A 15,529-nucleotide genomic window follows, 5' to 3' on the forward strand; every position below is an offset into this window, starting at 1 on the left:
GGGATCACTTCAGGGACTTGCGGAGCCAGCCGCCGATCGAATCGACGATGACTACACAGAGCAAAATGGCGAGAAGAATGGCCGAGACCTGATCGTAGTTGAGCAGGCGTAGCGCGGCCATCAGTTCGAAACCGATGCCGCCCGCCCCGACGATGCCGAGCACGGCGGAGGCGCGAAAGTGATACTCCCACCGGTAGATCGTCACATCGGTGAGTTGCGGCAGCACCTGCGGCAATACCGCATGGGTGATGACCTGCAATGGCGTGGCGCCGGCCGCCCGCGCTGCTTCCAGCGGCTTGGGATCGACGTGCTCGATCGCCTCGGCGTAGAACTTGCCCACCATGCCGACCGAATGGAGCGCCAGCGCCAGCACGCCCGGAAGCGCCCCGAAACCCACCGCCGCCACGAACAGAACGCCGAGAATGATTTCGGGCACCGAACGCAGCAAGGCCAGCAACGTCCTGACGAGAAAAGCCACGCCCCGGTAGGGGCTGGTGTTGGGCGCCGCCAGCAGCGCGAGCGGCAGTGAGAACAACACCGCCAGCGCCGTCCCGGCAATCGACATCGCCAGCGTATCCGCCAGCGGCCGCAGCCAACTCTGCCAGCGTGAGAAATCCGGCGGGATCATTTCGGCCGCGAGTTGCCGAAAGGCCGGACCCGCCTCGATAAAGCGCTGCGGGTCGAAGAAACCGGTCGAAGCCAGCGCCACGACCACCGTCGCGACGATGCCGCCGAGCAGCAACCAACCCCGTCGCGCCGCCTGTGTTTCGCGGACAAGCGTGGCTTCGAAGCTCCCCACTTGAGTCACCACCTCACCCGAGCTTGGCGATATCGAGATTCAGGATCTTGGCCATGTCGCGCAGCACGTCGTAATCCTTGTCGGTGGCCGGGGCGAGTCCATCCACGCGGAACAGCTTCAGGATGGCCGGATCCTTGAGATTCAGGAACGCATTGCGGATCGACGTCTTCAGCTCCGGCGTCAGATATCCTTGAAGCGTCATCGGATAGTTCGGTATCGGATCGGAAAGGCCGATCTGCACGAGCTTCGTGGCGTCGATCTTGTTGCTCTCGACCAGCACGCGGTAGATCTGTTCCGAGAGCGCACCCGCCGGCACCTGCCCCGCGGCCACGGCCCTCGCCACGGCGTCGTGCTTGCCCAGATGGACCACCTTGTAGTCCCTGTCGCCGATCAGACCCGCCTTGGCGAGATGTGCGCGCGGGGCGAGATGGCTGGAGGTCGAGGCCTGGTCGCCGAAGGCGAAGGGCTTGCCCTTGACGTCCGCAAGCGTCTTGACCGGACCATCGGCAGACGCGATCAGGATGGAATTGTAGTTCGGCTTGCCCTTTTCCACGCCGACCGCGAACGGCTCGATCTCCGGCGCCTTGGATTTGGCGAGCACGTAGGAGAACGGCCCGAAATACGCGACCTCGATCCGACCGAAACGCATCGCCTCGATCATCGACGAATAGTCCGTCGTTACAATGATCTCGACCGGCTTGCCGAGGGTCTGCTCGAGATACGCCTTCAGCGGCTGCGCATTCTGGATCAGGGTCGCGGCGTTCTCATCGGGGAGCAGCGCAACGCGCAGCTTTTCGGGGTTGGTCTTGTCGGCCAGCACCGGCGTCGACAGGGCGGACAAGCCGAGGGCGGTGCTGACAAGCAGGAACTGACGGCGATTCATGATGTTCTCCCGTTTGGATGGGTTATTCGGCGGCAAGCGCGAAGGAGCTGTTCGTCGAGGAATTCGAGGCGCCGTAGATGGCGTCGAGCTTGATGTCGCTCAAGGCGGAGGGCGCGCCATCGAACACGACCCGCCCCTGAACCAGCGCACAGATTCGATCCGCGAACTGCCGGGCCAGCTCCACCTGATGCAGGCTGACCACGGTCGTGATGCCGTCCTCGCGGCAAATCCGGTGAAGATCGGATAGCACCTGAAACGCCGTGGCGGGGTCGAGACTGGCGACAGGCTCGTCGGCGAGAATGATATCCGGATTCTGCGCCATGGCGCGGGCGATACCGACTCGCTGCTGCTGGCCGCCGGAAATCTGGTCGGCGCGCTCCAGCGCCCGCGCCGCCAAGCCGACGCGATCCAGTGCCTCGAGTGCGACCATCCGGTCCGCCTTCGGCAACGGCAGCAGGGACCGCAGCGACGAATGATGCGCCAATCGGCCCATCAGCACATTCTTCAGAATACTCAGGCGCCCGATGAGGTGATGCTGCTGGAACACCATGGCGGTGCGACGCCGATGCGAGCGCAGCGCCGCAGCGCTGGCGAAAATGGATTTGCCGTCACTGCCGAGGACATCGCCCGAGCGGGGACGGACAAGCCCGTTCAGCGCCCTGAGCAACGTCGACTTGCCAGCACCCGAACTGCCCAACAACACGACGAAGCTGCCGCGCTCGAACGATAGCGTGGTCGGCTCGAGCGCGACCACGCCGTTGGCATAGGTGACGCAGATTTCGCGACTGGACAGCATGGAGCCTCACCGATCCGACACCGCGCGCTGTTCGATAAAACCGAACATTCATGCGCTTCGTTCGGCATCTTCATACGGGGGCTTTGCTACAAGGAAATGACATCGCGACCGTCGCATCGATCGAAAGTCTTGTTACGACTCGTCTTGCCGCGGAATCGCGTCGTCGACCCGCACGCCCGAGGGAATGCAGCCGTATCCATCGAGCTCATCGTGCCGCCGGCAAGATCACTTACAACCTGGGCGACTCACTGGCTTCGCTTCCGATATCGCGTAAGGCATCTAGCCTGCAGCCAACTGTAGCGTTCGGCGCGACGCATTCACTCTCGATCAGCAGCGACGACTTCCATCGTCACGCGCCGTACAATCCTCATTCAAATGGTTCGACGTCGCTCAAGTTCGTCCGTCGAGGTCCGGGGAAGACTTGGCTTCGGCAAGAGCAGCGCTGATCCGTGGGACCAGTTCGCGCGCCGTGCGCCCTGCCCCGATCAGCGTCGCGGAGGCGGCACCCGTCCAGTTTCCATAGCCCGCCAGCCAAAGCCGGGGCTCCTTGACAGACCGCTGATCAACGACCTCGATGCGTCCATCGGATTCGACGACGCCAAGCGAGCGCAGGTGATCGGTCGCAGGTCGAAAGCCCGTGCACCACAGCACGGCGTCGTGCCGACTCTCACTTCCATCCCGCCAAACCACGCCGCTCTCCGTGAAGCGCTCGAACGGTCGGACCGCATTGAGAACGCCCCGATCTCTCGCCGCTTTCACAGGAGGCACCATGACGATGTCGCCCAGCGTGGTGTTGGCAGCCGGGTCGAAGTCTCCCGGCACCCTTGCGCTCGCGCGCTCGAACAAAACGCGGCCGTCGACATCATCGGGCAGAAAAACCGGATCCTTGCGGGTGACCCAGACCGTCTCGGCCCCCTCGCTGACCTCCGCGAGAATTTGCGCACCGGAGTTGCCGCCGCCCACGATCAGCACTCGCTTACCCACAAACGGATCGGGGTTTTGGTAGTCCGCCGAGTGCAGCTGAACGCCGCGAAAGCGGTCGCGGTCGGCATAGGCTGGAATGTAAGGTGCGCGCCAGGTGCCAGTGGCACTGACGACTGCACGCGCCGTGATGCTGCGTCGATCCTCGAACTCGAGACGCAGCAGTTCGCCATCGCGTTCCACGGATCGGACATCGCAGGGCCGCTCGATCGGAAGCCGATAGCGTTCCTCGTAGCGCGTCAGATAGTCGATCACTTCATCGCGTGTCGGGAATCCTGCAGTCCGGCTCGATGGCATCGGCCAGCCGGGAAGCGAACTGTAGCCTGCAGGTGAGAACAGGCGCAGGGACTCCCAAGTGTGAAGCCAGGCGCCGCCGGGACGGTCATCGGCATTCAGCACGACGAAATCGATCTCGGCGCGGCGGAGATAATAGGCCACGGCAAGACCCGCCTGCCCGCCTCCGATCACGACGACATCATGATCGGCGCGGCTCATCGGGAACGCGTCTGCGGAGCGATTGCGATCGCCGAAAGGTCGTTTGCCGGGTCCAAGGCTTTTCCGCTCGCCTTGCGTTCCGAGTAGCGGTCGACGAGACGCGTCGCGTGGGGGCGAGTGAGGATCGTGAAGCGGACCAACTCCTCCATCAGGTCGACGATGCGATCGTAGTAGCCCGAGGGCTTCATTCTCCCGGCATCGTCGAACTCCTGATAGGCCATGGCGACGCTCGACTGATTGGGGATCGTGATCATCCGCATCCATCGGCCCAGCAGCCGAAGCGTGTTCACTGCATTGAAGCTCTGCGAGCCGCCCGACACCTGCATCACGGCGAGCGTGCGCCCCTGGGTCGGGCGCATCCCGCCCATGTTGAGCGGCAGGTTGTCGATCTGCGCCTTCATCAAACCCGTGACCGTGCCGTGCCGCTCGGGGCTGCACCAGACCATTCCCTCGGACCACATCGCGTGCTCGCGCAATTCGTGGATCGCGGGATGGTCGTCACCGGGGATCTGGTCCGGGAACGGCATGTCCGAGGGATCGAAGATGCGGACCTCGGCGCCGAACAGGCGGAGCAATCGAGCGGCCTCCTCGGTAGCCAACCGCGAGAACGAGCGTAGCCGCAACGACCCGTAAAGCATCAGGATCCGCGGCTTGCGGCCGTCCGGTCCGAGATCGATCGCGGGCCGCTCATGGATGAAACGCCGATCGAGAGCCGGCAGGTGGTCCGGATCAGGTAGTGTCCGTAGACGCATGATGGGCCTTTATGGGGTCCTCACGCCGAAACGCGACTAGGCCAGCGTGGGTTCGGCTGGAAATCCAATAATCCGATAAGCCATTGAAATCATTGGAGCGGGTGAAGGGAATCGAACCCTCGTATTCAGCTTGGAAGGCTGCTGCTCTACCATTGAGCTACACCCGCGCTGGCCGTTCCCTAACATGCTCGCCGGCCGGTCTCAACACCCACCGCCGGATCGCTTCGGCCGAAGAGCCGTCGATCCGCAGCCCGGCCGCGCCGCCCGCCCACCACGGCAGACCCGGCGTCCTGCGCGAACGCGATTGCGACCCTCAATTGCTGAGCCGGCTCCCGCCGTCAGCGGATGGCCAGGAACCGAAATGTCCCGTTCCAGTTGTGCAGGAAACCACTCCCTGAAATTCACAACAGGAGGCGACGATGGGTCTGTTCACCAAGGACATCCAGACGATGGAGGACATGCTCGTGCATGGACTTCGCGACATCTATTATGCCGAACAGCAGATCACCAAGGCACTGCCGACGATGATCGAACAGGCCACCAACCGCGATCTGTCGCAGGGCCTCAAGGCGCATCTCGAAGAGACTCGCAAGCAGATCGAGCGACTTGATCAGGTGTTCAAGAAACTCGGCGAGACGCCGTCGGGCACCGACTGCCCGGCGATCGACGGCCTGATCAAGGAGGCCAACGCGACGTCCAGCGAGATCGCCGACAAAGCCGTGCTGGATGCGGCCATCGTCGCCAATGCTCAGGCCGTCGAACACTACGAGATCGCGCGCTACGGCACCCTGATCGCATGGGCCGAGGAACTCGGCCACGACGATATCGTCCGGTTCCTCACCACCAATCTGAACGAAGAAAAGGCCGCCAATACCAAGCTCAATACCGTGGCGCTCCGCAAGGGCGTCAATCGCAAGGCCGCAAGCTGAAGGAACATTCGATGAAACGCACTGCAATCATTCTGGGATGCCTGTTGCTGGTGTCGCCGGCGCTGGCGCAATCGATCACCGAGAAGACCGGAGTCAATTCCGTCCTCGGCGTCGCACCGTCCACCGCCGACTTCGTCAAGCAAGCGGCGATCAGCGACATGTTCGAAATCCAGTCGAACAAGCTGGCAGAAGCCAAGGGCAACGCCGCGGAGAAGGCCTTCGCCAAGCAGATGGTCGCCGACCACACCAAGACCAGCAACGAGTTGAAGTCGCTGGTGTCGGGCGGGAAGGTCACGGCCCAGTTGCCGACCGCGCTCGACGACGCCCATCAGAGCAAACTGGAGAAGCTGAAGACCGCCACCGGCGCCGAGTTCAGCGAGACCTTCATCGATCAGCAGGTCAGCGCCCACAAGGACGCCGTCTCGCTGTTCGACCGCTATGCGCGCGGCGGCGAGAACGCCGAACTGAAGAATTGGGCCGGCCAGACCCTGCCCGCGCTCAAGCACCATCTCGACATGGCGCAGAATCTCGAGAAGCAGCACAGCACGACCACCTCGAAATCCAACAAGTAAGCCACGCGCATTCTCGATCAACGGCCCGGACCGCGACGCGGCGCCGGGCCGTTTGCTGTCTCGGATCCGCGCAGACATTCCGCCCCTTAGTCAGGGAACCGAAGGCGGGCTGCGGCATTATCGCGTTCGACAGAATGGGGGACGATATCATGACAGATCAATCGGCATCGTCGATGTCGCGTGCCGCCTGCGCGACGCGGTTTCAACCAGAGGCACGACGATGACCGGTACCGATATTCTCGATCCGCCGCCGGCCACTGGAGCGGCCGCCGAAGCGAAACAACCGCCGAAGCCCACGCCGGCCTACAAACTCATCACCGACACCAGCAACGTCCGGGAAGGCCTGCCCTACCCCCTCGGCGCCTGCTGGGACGGCGAAGGCACCAACTTTGCGCTGTTCTCCGCCAACGCCACCAAGGTCGAGGTATGCCTGTTCGACGGCGACACCGAGCGCCGGATCGAGTTGCCCGAGTACACCGACGAAGTCTTCCACGGCTACATCCCTGATATCGGCCCCGGCACGTTCTACGGCTATCGCGTTTACGGCCCCTACGAGCCGGAGAACGGCCACCGCTTCAATCCGAACAAGCTGCTGCTCGACCCTTACGCGCGCGCCCACGCCGGCGAGCTGAAATGGGACCCGGCGGTGTTCGGCTATCAGATGGAAACCGGCGACGACACCACGTTCGACGAACGCGACTCCGCGGCATTCGTGCCGAAATGCGTCGTCGTCGATCCCGGTTTCGACTGGAAGGGCGAACCCGGCCGCAAATTCGTGCCGTGGGACCAGACCATCGTCTACGAAACCCACGTCAAGGGCTTCACCAAGCTGCACCCGCAGGTGCCCGAAGAGCTGCGCGGCACCTATGCCGGCTTCGGCAGCCAGCCGGTGGTGGACTACATCGCCGCGCTCGGCGTCACCGCCGTCGAGCTGCTGCCGATCCACACCTTCGTCAACGACAGCTATCTGCTCGACAAGAAGCTGGTGAACTACTGGGGTTACAACACCATCGGCTTCTTCGCGCCCGACCCGCGTTATGCCGCGGATGTTCCGAACTCGCTGCGCGAATTCAAGGAGATGGTGGCGCGGCTGCACGATGTCGGCCTCGCGGTGATCCTCGACGTCGTCTACAACCACACCGCCGAGGGCAACGAACTCGGCCCGACGCTGTCCTTCAAGGGCATCGACAACGCCAGCTACTACCGCCTGCTGCCGGAGCAGAAGCGCTATTACATCAACGACACCGGCACCGGAAACACGGTCAATCTCACGCATCCGCGCGTGATCCAGATGGTCACCGACTCGCTTCGCTACTGGGCCGGCGAGATGCACATCGACGGTTTCCGCTTCGATCTCGGCACCATCCTCGCCCGCGAGGTTCACGGCTTCGACGAACAGAGCGGGTTCCTCAAGGCGGTCAATCAGGACCCGATGCTGAGCTCGGTGAAACTCATCGCTGAACCGTGGGATTGCGGACCAGGCGGCTATCAGGTCGGCGGATTTCCACCGGGCTGGGCGGAATGGAACGACAAGTTCCGTGATACGATTCGCGACTACTGGCGCGGCGACGCTTCGGTGTCGGCCCTCGCGCCACGTCTCGCCGCCTCCGGGGACGTCTTCAATCGCCAGGGCCGCCGGGCGTGGGCCAGCGTCAACTTCATCACGGCGCATGACGGCTTCACGCTCAACGACTGGGCCAGCTACAACGAGAAGCACAACATCGCCAATGGCGAGGACAACAAGGACGGCCATTCCGACAACCGATCGTGGAATTGCGGCGCGGAGGGACCGACCGAGGACGAAGAGATCCTCGCGCTGCGCGAGCGCCAGAAGCGCAACATGCTGGCGACGTTGCTGTTGGCGCAGGGCACGCCGATGTTGCTCGCCGGTGACGAATTCGGCCGGACCCAGCAGGGCAACAACAATGCCTATTGCCAGGATAACGAGATCTCCTGGGTGCATTGGGACCATGACGGCGCCGCGCAGGACCTGCTCGGCTTCAGCAGGCGGCTGATCGAACTTCGGCGGAACTGCCCGACGCTGCGCCGCAGCCGATTCCTGCAGGGCCAATACGACGAGGAGCTCGACGTCTGCGACGTCACCTGGATCAACGCCAATGGCGGCCCAATGCAGAACGAGCATTGGGAAGACGGCAATGTGAAGTGCTTCGGCATGCTGCTCGACGGCCGCGCCCGGAAGACCGGCATTCGGCGGCACGCCGAAGACGACACCGTGCTGCTGATCACCAACGCTTTCGACGGCGTGGTCGACTTCACCCTGCCCGAAGTTCCGCACGGCTCGAAATGGTCGCTGCTGCTCGACACCAACATGCCCGACGGCGCGGACGAGGAACAGTTCGCGTGCGGCTCGATCTATCAGGTCACAGCACGTTCGGTGCTGCTCTTCGGTCTGGTGGAGTAGTTTTCATCCACCGCCTCGCAATGGATCACCTCTGCCGCAAATTTGCGCAGGTGTTCAGTCGGTTAAGGGGGAACCCACTGAACGTCCCGTCATTGTCGATGACACATACATTGATGCGCAAGAGCGACGCGCACGCGAGCGACGGAGACAGCGGTGAAGATTCGAGCGGGCTACAACATCGCCTTCCAGTGCTTCCAGGAAACCCCGATGAACCTGCTGCTCAGCGTTCATCCGTCCCGGCAGCAGCACATCATCGGCGAACACAGGATCCGGTTCGCGCCGGAGGTTCCGGCGCGCGACTTCGTCGACATGTTCGGCAATATCTGCACGCGCATCGTCGCGCCGGCCGGCCGCATCGACATCAGCAATGATTTTCTGATCGAGGATTCCGGCCTGCCCGACGAAACGGCGCCGGGCGCGCGGCAACTGCCGATCGCCGAACTGCCGGACGAGGCACTGATCTATCTGCTCGGCAGTCGCTATTGCGACACCGACAAGCTGTCGAACCTCGCCTGGTCGCTGTTCGGCGGCATCACCTCGGGGTGGGAGCGGGTTCAGGCGATCGTCGACTACACCCACAATCAGATCGAGTTCGGATATCACTACGCCCGCAACGACCGCACCGCGTCGGAGGGGCATTCCGAGCGGATCGGGGTATGCCGCGACTTCGCGCACCTCGCAGTCGCGCTGTGCCGCTGCATGAATATTCCGGCGCGCTACTGCACCGGCTATCTCGGCGACATCGGCGTGCCGATCGATCCGGCGCCGATGGATTTCTCGGCGTGGTTCGAGGTCTATCTCGACGGCCGCTGGTATACCTTCGATGCCCGCCACAATCATCCGCGGATCGGCCGCATCGTCATCGCCCGTGGGCGCGACGCCGCCGACGTGGCGATCTCGACGTCGTTCGGCACCGCGCAACTGGTGCAGTTCGAGGTGATCACGCACGAGGTCACCGAACAGCCGGCTGCCGAACAGCAGGCGGCGCTGTCGAAGGTCGCGTAGACGAGTTTCGACAGTAGATACTGTGGCGGGAAAAGTCCCAATGCCCGGCCCTTGCGCCGGGCATTCTTACGCCAAGCATTCCTGTTGACGAAGATGCTGTGGATGCAGACGAAAGCGCCCGGGACGAGCCCGGGCCGATCGCAGAACATCCGGGAGGGGCCCGGACGGATCCATCCTTCGCCTGATCAGTTGCTGACCGTCCCCAGCGCGTTGCCCGATCCGTCCTGGCCCGGCACGGTGATCCGGACTTCGTGGCCGAATTTGATCGCGTTGGATGCCGCGGCGACAGCCGCCTCGAACGCCGCCTCCTTGCTGGCATACTCGCCGGTCGGGTCGTCGTCGTGCCGGATGCCCCAATTGTCGTCGCTGCCGATGATGTCGTAGTAAGCCTTGCCCATGTGCGCCTCCTTCGTGAACGATCGCGGTTTGTGTCGACAATCACCGCCGCAGCAGTTCGTTCCGGCTAGCAGGTCGATCCGGTTTCGCCGAGGAACCGGGACGCATCGGCGCCGTTGAGCCCGGAACCTTCACCGGAGATCGATATGAAGCGCCACGCGATCGTCTACTTCGCCACTCTCGTCGTGCTGTTACCGCTGGACTTTCTGTTCCTCGGCAGCGTCGGCAAGAAGATGTTCGAGCAGCACATCGGCGAACTGATGCTGAGCACCCCGCGCGTCGCGCCGGCAATTGCGTTCTATCTGCTCTACGCCGCAGGCATCGTGGTCTTCGTCAATGGCGCCGCGCCGGGCGACTGGCAGCACAACGCGCTTTACGGCGCGCTGTTCGGGCTGTTCTGCTACGCGACCTACGAGCTCACCAACATGGCCATCCTGCGGCAGTGGGATTGGGCGCTGGTCGGCACCGATATCGTGTGGGGATCGCTCCTCACTGCAGCAGCAGGCGCGCTCGGCGGCCTGCTGGCGCAGTGGACGCTGTCCAGGGTCGGTTGACCGCGCGCCGCGCGCTATGCGGCGCGCACCGTTCCGAGAAACTTCTCGACCTCGAGCTTCAGCCGGCTGCTGTCGCTGGACAGCGATTGAGCCGCGTGCAGCACCTGCGACGACGCCGCTCCGGTTTCCGTCGCACCGCGCTGCACGTCGGTGATGTTCGCCGACACTTGCTGGGTGCCGTAGGCGGCCTGCTGAACGTTGCGTGAGATCTCCTGCGTCGCCGCGCCCTGCTCCTCGACAGCCGAGGCGATGGTCGAGGAAATCTCCGACATCCTGCCGATCGTCCCACCGATTTCCTTGATGGCGGCGACCGACTGTTCGGTCGCAGACTGGATGCCGCTGATCTGCTGGCTGATTTCGCCGGTCGCCTTGGCGGTCTGTTCGGCGAGCGCCTTGACCTCGCTGGCGACGACCGCGAAGCCGCGGCCGGCCTCGCCGGCGCGAGCCGCCTCGATGGTAGCGTTGAGCGCCAGCAGGTTGGTCTGTCCGGCAATGGTGTTGATCAGTTCGACCACATCGCCAATCCGTGCCGCCGCCTGAGCCAGTTCCTCGACCCGGTCGTTGGTCTGGCGGGCCTGGTCGACCGCCTCCTGCGCGATCCGCGCCGACTCCTGGACCTGGCGGCTGATCTCGTTGACCGACGAACTCATCTCCTCCGTCGCCGACGCCACCGACTGTACGTTGGTGGAGGCTTCCTCCGATGCCGACGCCACCGTGGTGGCGAGCGACTGCGACCGTTCGGCGGTCGTCGTCAACGACGTGGCGGATGCTTCCAGTTCTTCCGAGGCAGACGACACCGTGTCGACGATCTCGCCGATCGCCCCTTCGAACTCGTCGGCAAGCCGGATCATGTCGGCCTTGCGCTTCATCGCGATCTCGCGATCGAGCGCGGTCTTGGCCTCGGCTTCATCACGGGCTTTCTGTTCGGCATTGGCCTGGATCAGGCCCACCGTCTTGCCGATATCACCGATCTCGTCACCGCGTTCGGCGCCGACGATCTTCACGTCCAGCCGCCCCGCAGCGATCTGGCCGAGGGCGCCGTTCAACCGCGTCAGCGGCCGCGCCACGCCGAGGAACGAGAAGATCGCCGAGCCGATCAACACCAGAATGATCGCTGCGCCGAATGCAAAATTGACCCGGCCGGACCAGGCGATCTCTGCAGCCGTTTTCGCCTTGGCATCGAGCACGGATTGCTGTGATTTCTCCACCGCGCCACGCAGCATGATGGCGGCCTTGTTGGCGATCGGGACGGTGCGCTCACGGCTGATGCTGTTCTTCAACGTATCGGCGGCGAATGCTTCCGTCGTGGTCTTCGCATAGGTCGCCAGCATGGCTTCGAGGTCGCGCAGCGCAACCTTGGTGGTGGCGTCCGGCGCCTGTGCGCCGGCGCGTTTCAGCGCCTCGGCAGTTGCCGAAACCTTGCTGTCCATCTTGGCTTTGTAGTCCTTGTCCTCGACCACGAAGTACTTCCAGCCGATCGAGCGGATTCCGGCGAAATCCCCGTCGGCAGCCCGCAGGCTCGCGACCGGCGGACTGTCGGCGAGCGCCGCTTCCAGCGCCTCGACCTTCTTGTCCCACTCGCCGGCTATCGTCGCTCGCTTGAGGTTGAGTTCGAGGCCTCGGCGATGCTGATCGGCCTGCTCGCCGGCGCCGACGGCGTATTCGATGGCCATCTTCTTGATTTCAGAGAACTTTTCCCTCTCCGGCGCCGAGATTGCGAGCGAGATCGCCGCATCGAGCAGTTTGCCCTGCGCGATCCGGGCATCATTGAACTGGTTCGTGCGCTGCTCGAGCTCCTTGAGCGACCGCGACAGCCGGACGCCGCGCACCGCGAGTTGCATGTTGCGCATTTCGGATTCGGCGATCAGCGCCTTCTCGGAAACATGCGCCTCGATATCCGCGAGCCGCGTCGCTTCATTCACCTTCGATTCGGTGATGGACTGGTTGACCACCATGCCAATCGCCAACGATATGCCGATGAGGCCGGCGATTCCGAGTTTGTTTCCGATTCGATTGAGCTTGAGCATTGCGACCATCCTTTGATGTCGCAAAACATACGGCTGAGCTCTGAGGAGCTCGTTAACGCTGAAACTGGTAGTACTACGGGTCGTCGAAGGTTCAAGGCCCGGCCCTTGATCGGACGACTCTCGATCCGCACTACCCTTCGGCCCCGAGGCCGGCGGCCCGCTAGCTGCGCCGCAATCGGGCGATATCGGTGACCTGGACGTTGACGGTGCGCGCGCGGCCGTCGCGGATCACCTGCAGCTTGATCTCGTTGCCGATGCCGACTCGTTCGAGCATTCCGGCGAGGTCCGACATGCTGTGAATCTCCTGTCCGTTGGCGCCGACGATGACATCCTCGACCATGCCGGTTTCGCTGGCGCCGGTGAGTCCTGCACGCGCCGCCGGAGAGTCCGGCAGCGTCCGCACGACGACGACGCCGTCGATGCCGAGCCGGGCGGCCTCGTTCTCGTCGGCGGCGATGATGCCGATGCCGGGCACCGGCACGGTGCCGGTCTTGATCAGCGCGGTGGCGATACGATTGACCGAGTCGACCGGGATCGCGAAGCCGATGCCCGCCGATGCGCCTGATCCGGAAATGATCGCGGTGTTCAAGCCGATCAAGCGGCCGGCGCTGTCGAGCAAGGGGCCGCCGGAATTGCCGGGGTTGATGGCCGCATCGGTCTGGATCACGCCGCTGACTTCATGCGCGGCCGCGGTCGGCAGCCGCCGCTGCAGCGCGCTGACGATGCCGGTGGTCAGCGTCTGCTCGAGACCGTACGGACTGCCGATCGCGAAGGCCGACTGTCCGACCTGCAAGTCCGACGAACTGCCGATCGCGATCGGGCGCAGCGCCGCGCGCGGCCGCTCGAGCTGCAGCACCGCGAGGTCGTAGTTCGGCGCGGTGCCGACGACCCGCGCGGTGACGAATTCACCGGTCGACAGCCTTGCGCCGAGGGCGCTGGCGCCCTGGATGACGTGATTGTTGGTGATGACGTGGCCGGCGGCATCCCAGATCACGCCGGAGCCGGACTGCACGCCGCCCTGCTGCTGCTCGAACAGCGACGGCGAACGCCGGCTCGACTGGGCGAACACGTGCACCACCGAAGGCGACACCCGCTTGAACAGCTCGATGGTCGAAGTTTCCGCCGGCGCAAGTTCGCCACGGGCAGTGACGGTGCGCGGGCCGGACACCGAGAACCATAGTGAAGCGAGATAAGGCTGGGCGACCCAGGCGGTCGCCAGCAGCAGGAGCCAGATCACGGCGATCCGGAGCAGCAGATCGGTACGCTGGGCCCGGCGAAGTTGCGGATCGGGCCTGGGCGCTGTCGGCGGGACAGATGAGGGCATTGGTCACGGTCCTTGCATCCCGTCGGAACGGGACTCGGTTCCGGGGAGTTCCGCTCCTTAATGCGCTGCGGTGAGCGACGGTTCCACCGGAGCGACCGCCATCACAACCAAGATGAATTCGCGGCCATGAAAGCTACGGCCGCCGGCGCGCCGCTGGCGCAGAAGGAATCAGGCTTCTATATCGGAACCAGATCGGCGGATGGCGCCGACGCCAGCAGGACGATCGATGTCTGACCCTCTTTCCACCATGATGCTGGTGATCTCGGTGTGGGCGCTGCCGCTCGTCATCGCGATCACCTTTCACGAGGCGGCGCACGCTTACGTGGCCCGGGCGTGCGGCGACGACACCGCATGGATGCTCGGCCGCGTCACGCTCAATCCGATCAAGCACATCGATCCGTTCGGTACGATCCTGCTGCCGTTGCTGCTGCTGGCGATCCAGTCGCCGTTCCTGTTCGGCTACGCCAAGCCGGTCCCGGTGAATTTCCGCGGACTGCGGCATCCGCGGCGCGACATGATCCTGGTGGCGGCCGCGGGGCCGGCAATCAATCTCCTGCTGGCGCTGATCGCCGCGATCGCCATCCGCCTGATCGACATGCCCGGGGAAGCCGGCGAATGGCTGATGCGAAATCTCGCCAATGCAATTCTGATCAACGTCGTACTGGCGATCTTCAACCTGATCCCGATCCCGCCGCTCGACGGCGGCCGGATCGCCGTCGGCGTGCTGCCACGGTTCCTGGGGCGGCCGCTGGCGCGGCTCGAGCCCTACGGTATGCTGATCCTGATCGGACTGGTCTTCCTGATGCCGCTCGCCGGCCTCGGTGGCGCGACGCAGTGGATCGCGCAATCCAGCCGCTACGTCGTCGAGGCGATCCTGCGCCTGACCGGTAACGCCTGAGGTGCGTGACTCCGCCGTCCACGCCGAACCGCGCGCGACTTCCGCGCGACCTCCGCGACTGTCGTTGAACCGTCGCCGGACTACGGCAAGCTGTCGCCGGCAACGACGACAGCGAGCGACCGATGGAGCCGACGATCGACGGACCGAGGCGGCGGCATAGGAGCGCTGTCGCCGCGCTGACCGCATTCACATTGACGGCCATGCTGACCGCAGTCTCCGCCCAGTCGGCGGCGCCTTCTCCTGCTGCCCCGTCCGCCGCCACGGTCGAACGCAGCGCGCGCGCCGCCGCCGGCAAGCCGGTGCGGGTCGGGGTCTATCTCAATGTCCAGCCGGATTGCAGCTCGGGCCCGCTGCCCTCGATCCGCCTGGTCAGCCCGCCCGGCAACGGCACGGTGAAGATCAAGCGCGGCAAAATCAGCGCCACAAACTACAAGCAATGCCTGGCGCTGGAAGTGCCGGGCTTCGTCGCCTTCTACCAGAGCAAGGCCGACTTCACCGGCACCGACACGGTGACGCTCGAAGTCAAATTCCCCGAGGGCCGCATCCAGGTCCAGCGCATCACCGTCACGGTCGGCGTCGGGCCGGGCGGCCAGAAGATCTGAGGCGAGCGCAAGCCGTCGTGCGTCGCCTAACGCCGCCGTCGCGGCGCCGATCCACGAGAAAGGCCGCCCGCGGGCGGCCTTTCTGATGCGACAG

At 64.3% G+C, this 15,529-nt stretch carries 15 protein-coding genes and 1 tRNA gene; 7 read left to right on the plus strand and 9 right to left on the minus strand.

Annotated features, from left to right (window positions below; genetic code table 11):
• Nucleotides 1-4: 4 nt before the first annotated feature.
• The 6 genes from phnE to ACTZWT_RS07260 form a co-directional block, all read right to left on the minus strand.
• Entirely contained in the window at nt 5-799 is a 795-nt protein-coding gene (phnE, locus tag ACTZWT_RS07235) for a phosphonate ABC transporter, permease protein PhnE (protein WP_444768984.1), read from the minus strand.
• Nucleotides 800-812: 13 nt separating this feature from the next.
• The gene (gene phnD, locus ACTZWT_RS07240; RefSeq protein ID WP_444768985.1) at nt 813-1,682 is read right to left on the minus strand and encodes a phosphate/phosphite/phosphonate ABC transporter substrate-binding protein; all 870 of its coding nucleotides are present in this window, start codon (nt 1,680-1,682) and stop codon (nt 813-815) included.
• A 22-nt stretch (nt 1,683-1,704) separates the two neighbouring features.
• On the minus strand, nt 1,705-2,478 hold the full coding sequence (gene phnC, locus ACTZWT_RS07245) for a phosphonate ABC transporter ATP-binding protein (protein ID WP_444768986.1): 774 nt from the start codon (nt 2,476-2,478) through the stop codon (nt 1,705-1,707).
• A 390-nt stretch (nt 2,479-2,868) separates the two neighbouring features.
• On the minus strand, nt 2,869-3,954 hold the full coding sequence (locus ACTZWT_RS07250; RefSeq protein ID WP_444768987.1) for an ArsO family NAD(P)H-dependent flavin-containing monooxygenase: 1,086 nt from the start codon (nt 3,952-3,954) through the stop codon (nt 2,869-2,871).
• Nucleotides 3,951-4,706 (minus strand): arsenical resistance protein ArsH, encoded by a 756-nt coding sequence (arsH, locus tag ACTZWT_RS07255; RefSeq protein ID WP_444768988.1) that lies wholly within the window; start codon nt 4,704-4,706, stop codon nt 3,951-3,953. Before arsH ends, ACTZWT_RS07250 begins: the two co-directional genes overlap by 4 nt.
• 93 nt (nt 4,707-4,799) lie before the next feature.
• A tRNA-Gly gene (locus tag ACTZWT_RS07260) sits at nt 4,800-4,873 on the minus strand.
• Nucleotides 4,874-5,125: 252 nt separating this feature from the next.
• On the opposite strand from ACTZWT_RS07260, the gene ACTZWT_RS07265 reads away from it, so the two are divergent.
• The 4 genes from ACTZWT_RS07265 to ACTZWT_RS07280 all read left to right on the plus strand — a co-directional run bounded on the left by ACTZWT_RS07265 (nt 5,126) and on the right by ACTZWT_RS07280 (nt 9,634).
• Nucleotides 5,126-5,635, plus strand: a complete 510-nt coding sequence (locus ACTZWT_RS07265; protein WP_444768989.1) for a YciE/YciF ferroxidase family protein — start codon at nt 5,126-5,128, stop codon at nt 5,633-5,635.
• Between the two features lie 11 nt (nt 5,636-5,646).
• The gene (locus tag ACTZWT_RS07270; RefSeq protein ID WP_444768990.1) at nt 5,647-6,207 is read left to right on the plus strand and encodes a DUF4142 domain-containing protein; all 561 of its coding nucleotides are present in this window, start codon (nt 5,647-5,649) and stop codon (nt 6,205-6,207) included.
• Nucleotides 6,208-6,427: 220 nt separating this feature from the next.
• Nucleotides 6,428-8,629 carry a glycogen debranching protein GlgX gene (gene glgX / locus ACTZWT_RS07275; RefSeq protein ID WP_444768991.1) on the plus strand — a complete coding sequence of 734 codons (2,202 nt, stop codon included), beginning with the start codon at nt 6,428-6,430 and terminating at the stop codon, nt 8,627-8,629.
• 153 nt (nt 8,630-8,782) lie between these two features.
• The gene (locus ACTZWT_RS07280; protein WP_444768992.1) at nt 8,783-9,634 is read left to right on the plus strand and encodes a transglutaminase-like domain-containing protein; all 852 of its coding nucleotides are present in this window, start codon (nt 8,783-8,785) and stop codon (nt 9,632-9,634) included.
• A 185-nt stretch (nt 9,635-9,819) separates the two neighbouring features.
• On the opposite strand, the gene ACTZWT_RS07285 is transcribed toward ACTZWT_RS07280, so the two are convergent.
• Nucleotides 9,820-10,032 (minus strand): hypothetical protein, encoded by a 213-nt coding sequence (locus ACTZWT_RS07285; protein ID WP_011503608.1) that lies wholly within the window; start codon nt 10,030-10,032, stop codon nt 9,820-9,822.
• A 144-nt stretch (nt 10,033-10,176) separates the two neighbouring features.
• Between ACTZWT_RS07285 and ACTZWT_RS07290 the strand changes: the two genes are divergently transcribed.
• Nucleotides 10,177-10,584 carry a DUF2177 family protein gene (locus tag ACTZWT_RS07290; RefSeq protein ID WP_444768993.1) on the plus strand — a complete coding sequence of 136 codons (408 nt, stop codon included), beginning with the start codon at nt 10,177-10,179 and terminating at the stop codon, nt 10,582-10,584.
• A 14-nt stretch (nt 10,585-10,598) separates the two neighbouring features.
• On the opposite strand, the gene ACTZWT_RS07295 is transcribed toward ACTZWT_RS07290, so the two are convergent.
• Together ACTZWT_RS07295 and ACTZWT_RS07300 are read right to left on the minus strand one after the other, a co-directional pair.
• Entirely contained in the window at nt 10,599-12,611 is a 2,013-nt protein-coding gene (locus ACTZWT_RS07295; RefSeq protein WP_444768994.1) for a methyl-accepting chemotaxis protein, read from the minus strand.
• A 160-nt stretch (nt 12,612-12,771) separates the two neighbouring features.
• Nucleotides 12,772-13,935: a S1C family serine protease gene (locus ACTZWT_RS07300; RefSeq protein WP_444768995.1), complete on the minus strand. Its 1,164-nt coding sequence runs from the start codon at nt 13,933-13,935 to the stop codon at nt 12,772-12,774.
• A gap of 226 nt (nt 13,936-14,161) precedes the next feature.
• On the opposite strand from ACTZWT_RS07300, the gene ACTZWT_RS07305 reads away from it, so the two are divergent.
• Nucleotides 14,162-14,833, plus strand: coding sequence for a site-2 protease family protein (locus ACTZWT_RS07305; RefSeq protein ID WP_444768996.1), 672 nt, complete (start codon nt 14,162-14,164; stop codon nt 14,831-14,833).
• Between the two features lie 122 nt (nt 14,834-14,955).
• The gene (locus tag ACTZWT_RS07310; protein WP_444768997.1) at nt 14,956-15,435 is read left to right on the plus strand and encodes a hypothetical protein; all 480 of its coding nucleotides are present in this window, start codon (nt 14,956-14,958) and stop codon (nt 15,433-15,435) included.
• The last annotated feature ends 94 nt before the right edge of the window (nt 15,436-15,529 follow it).

Origin of the sequence: Rhodopseudomonas sp. NSM (genome assembly GCF_052445935.1) — a bacterium.
Classification (GTDB): domain Bacteria; phylum Pseudomonadota; class Alphaproteobacteria; order Rhizobiales; family Xanthobacteraceae; genus Rhodopseudomonas.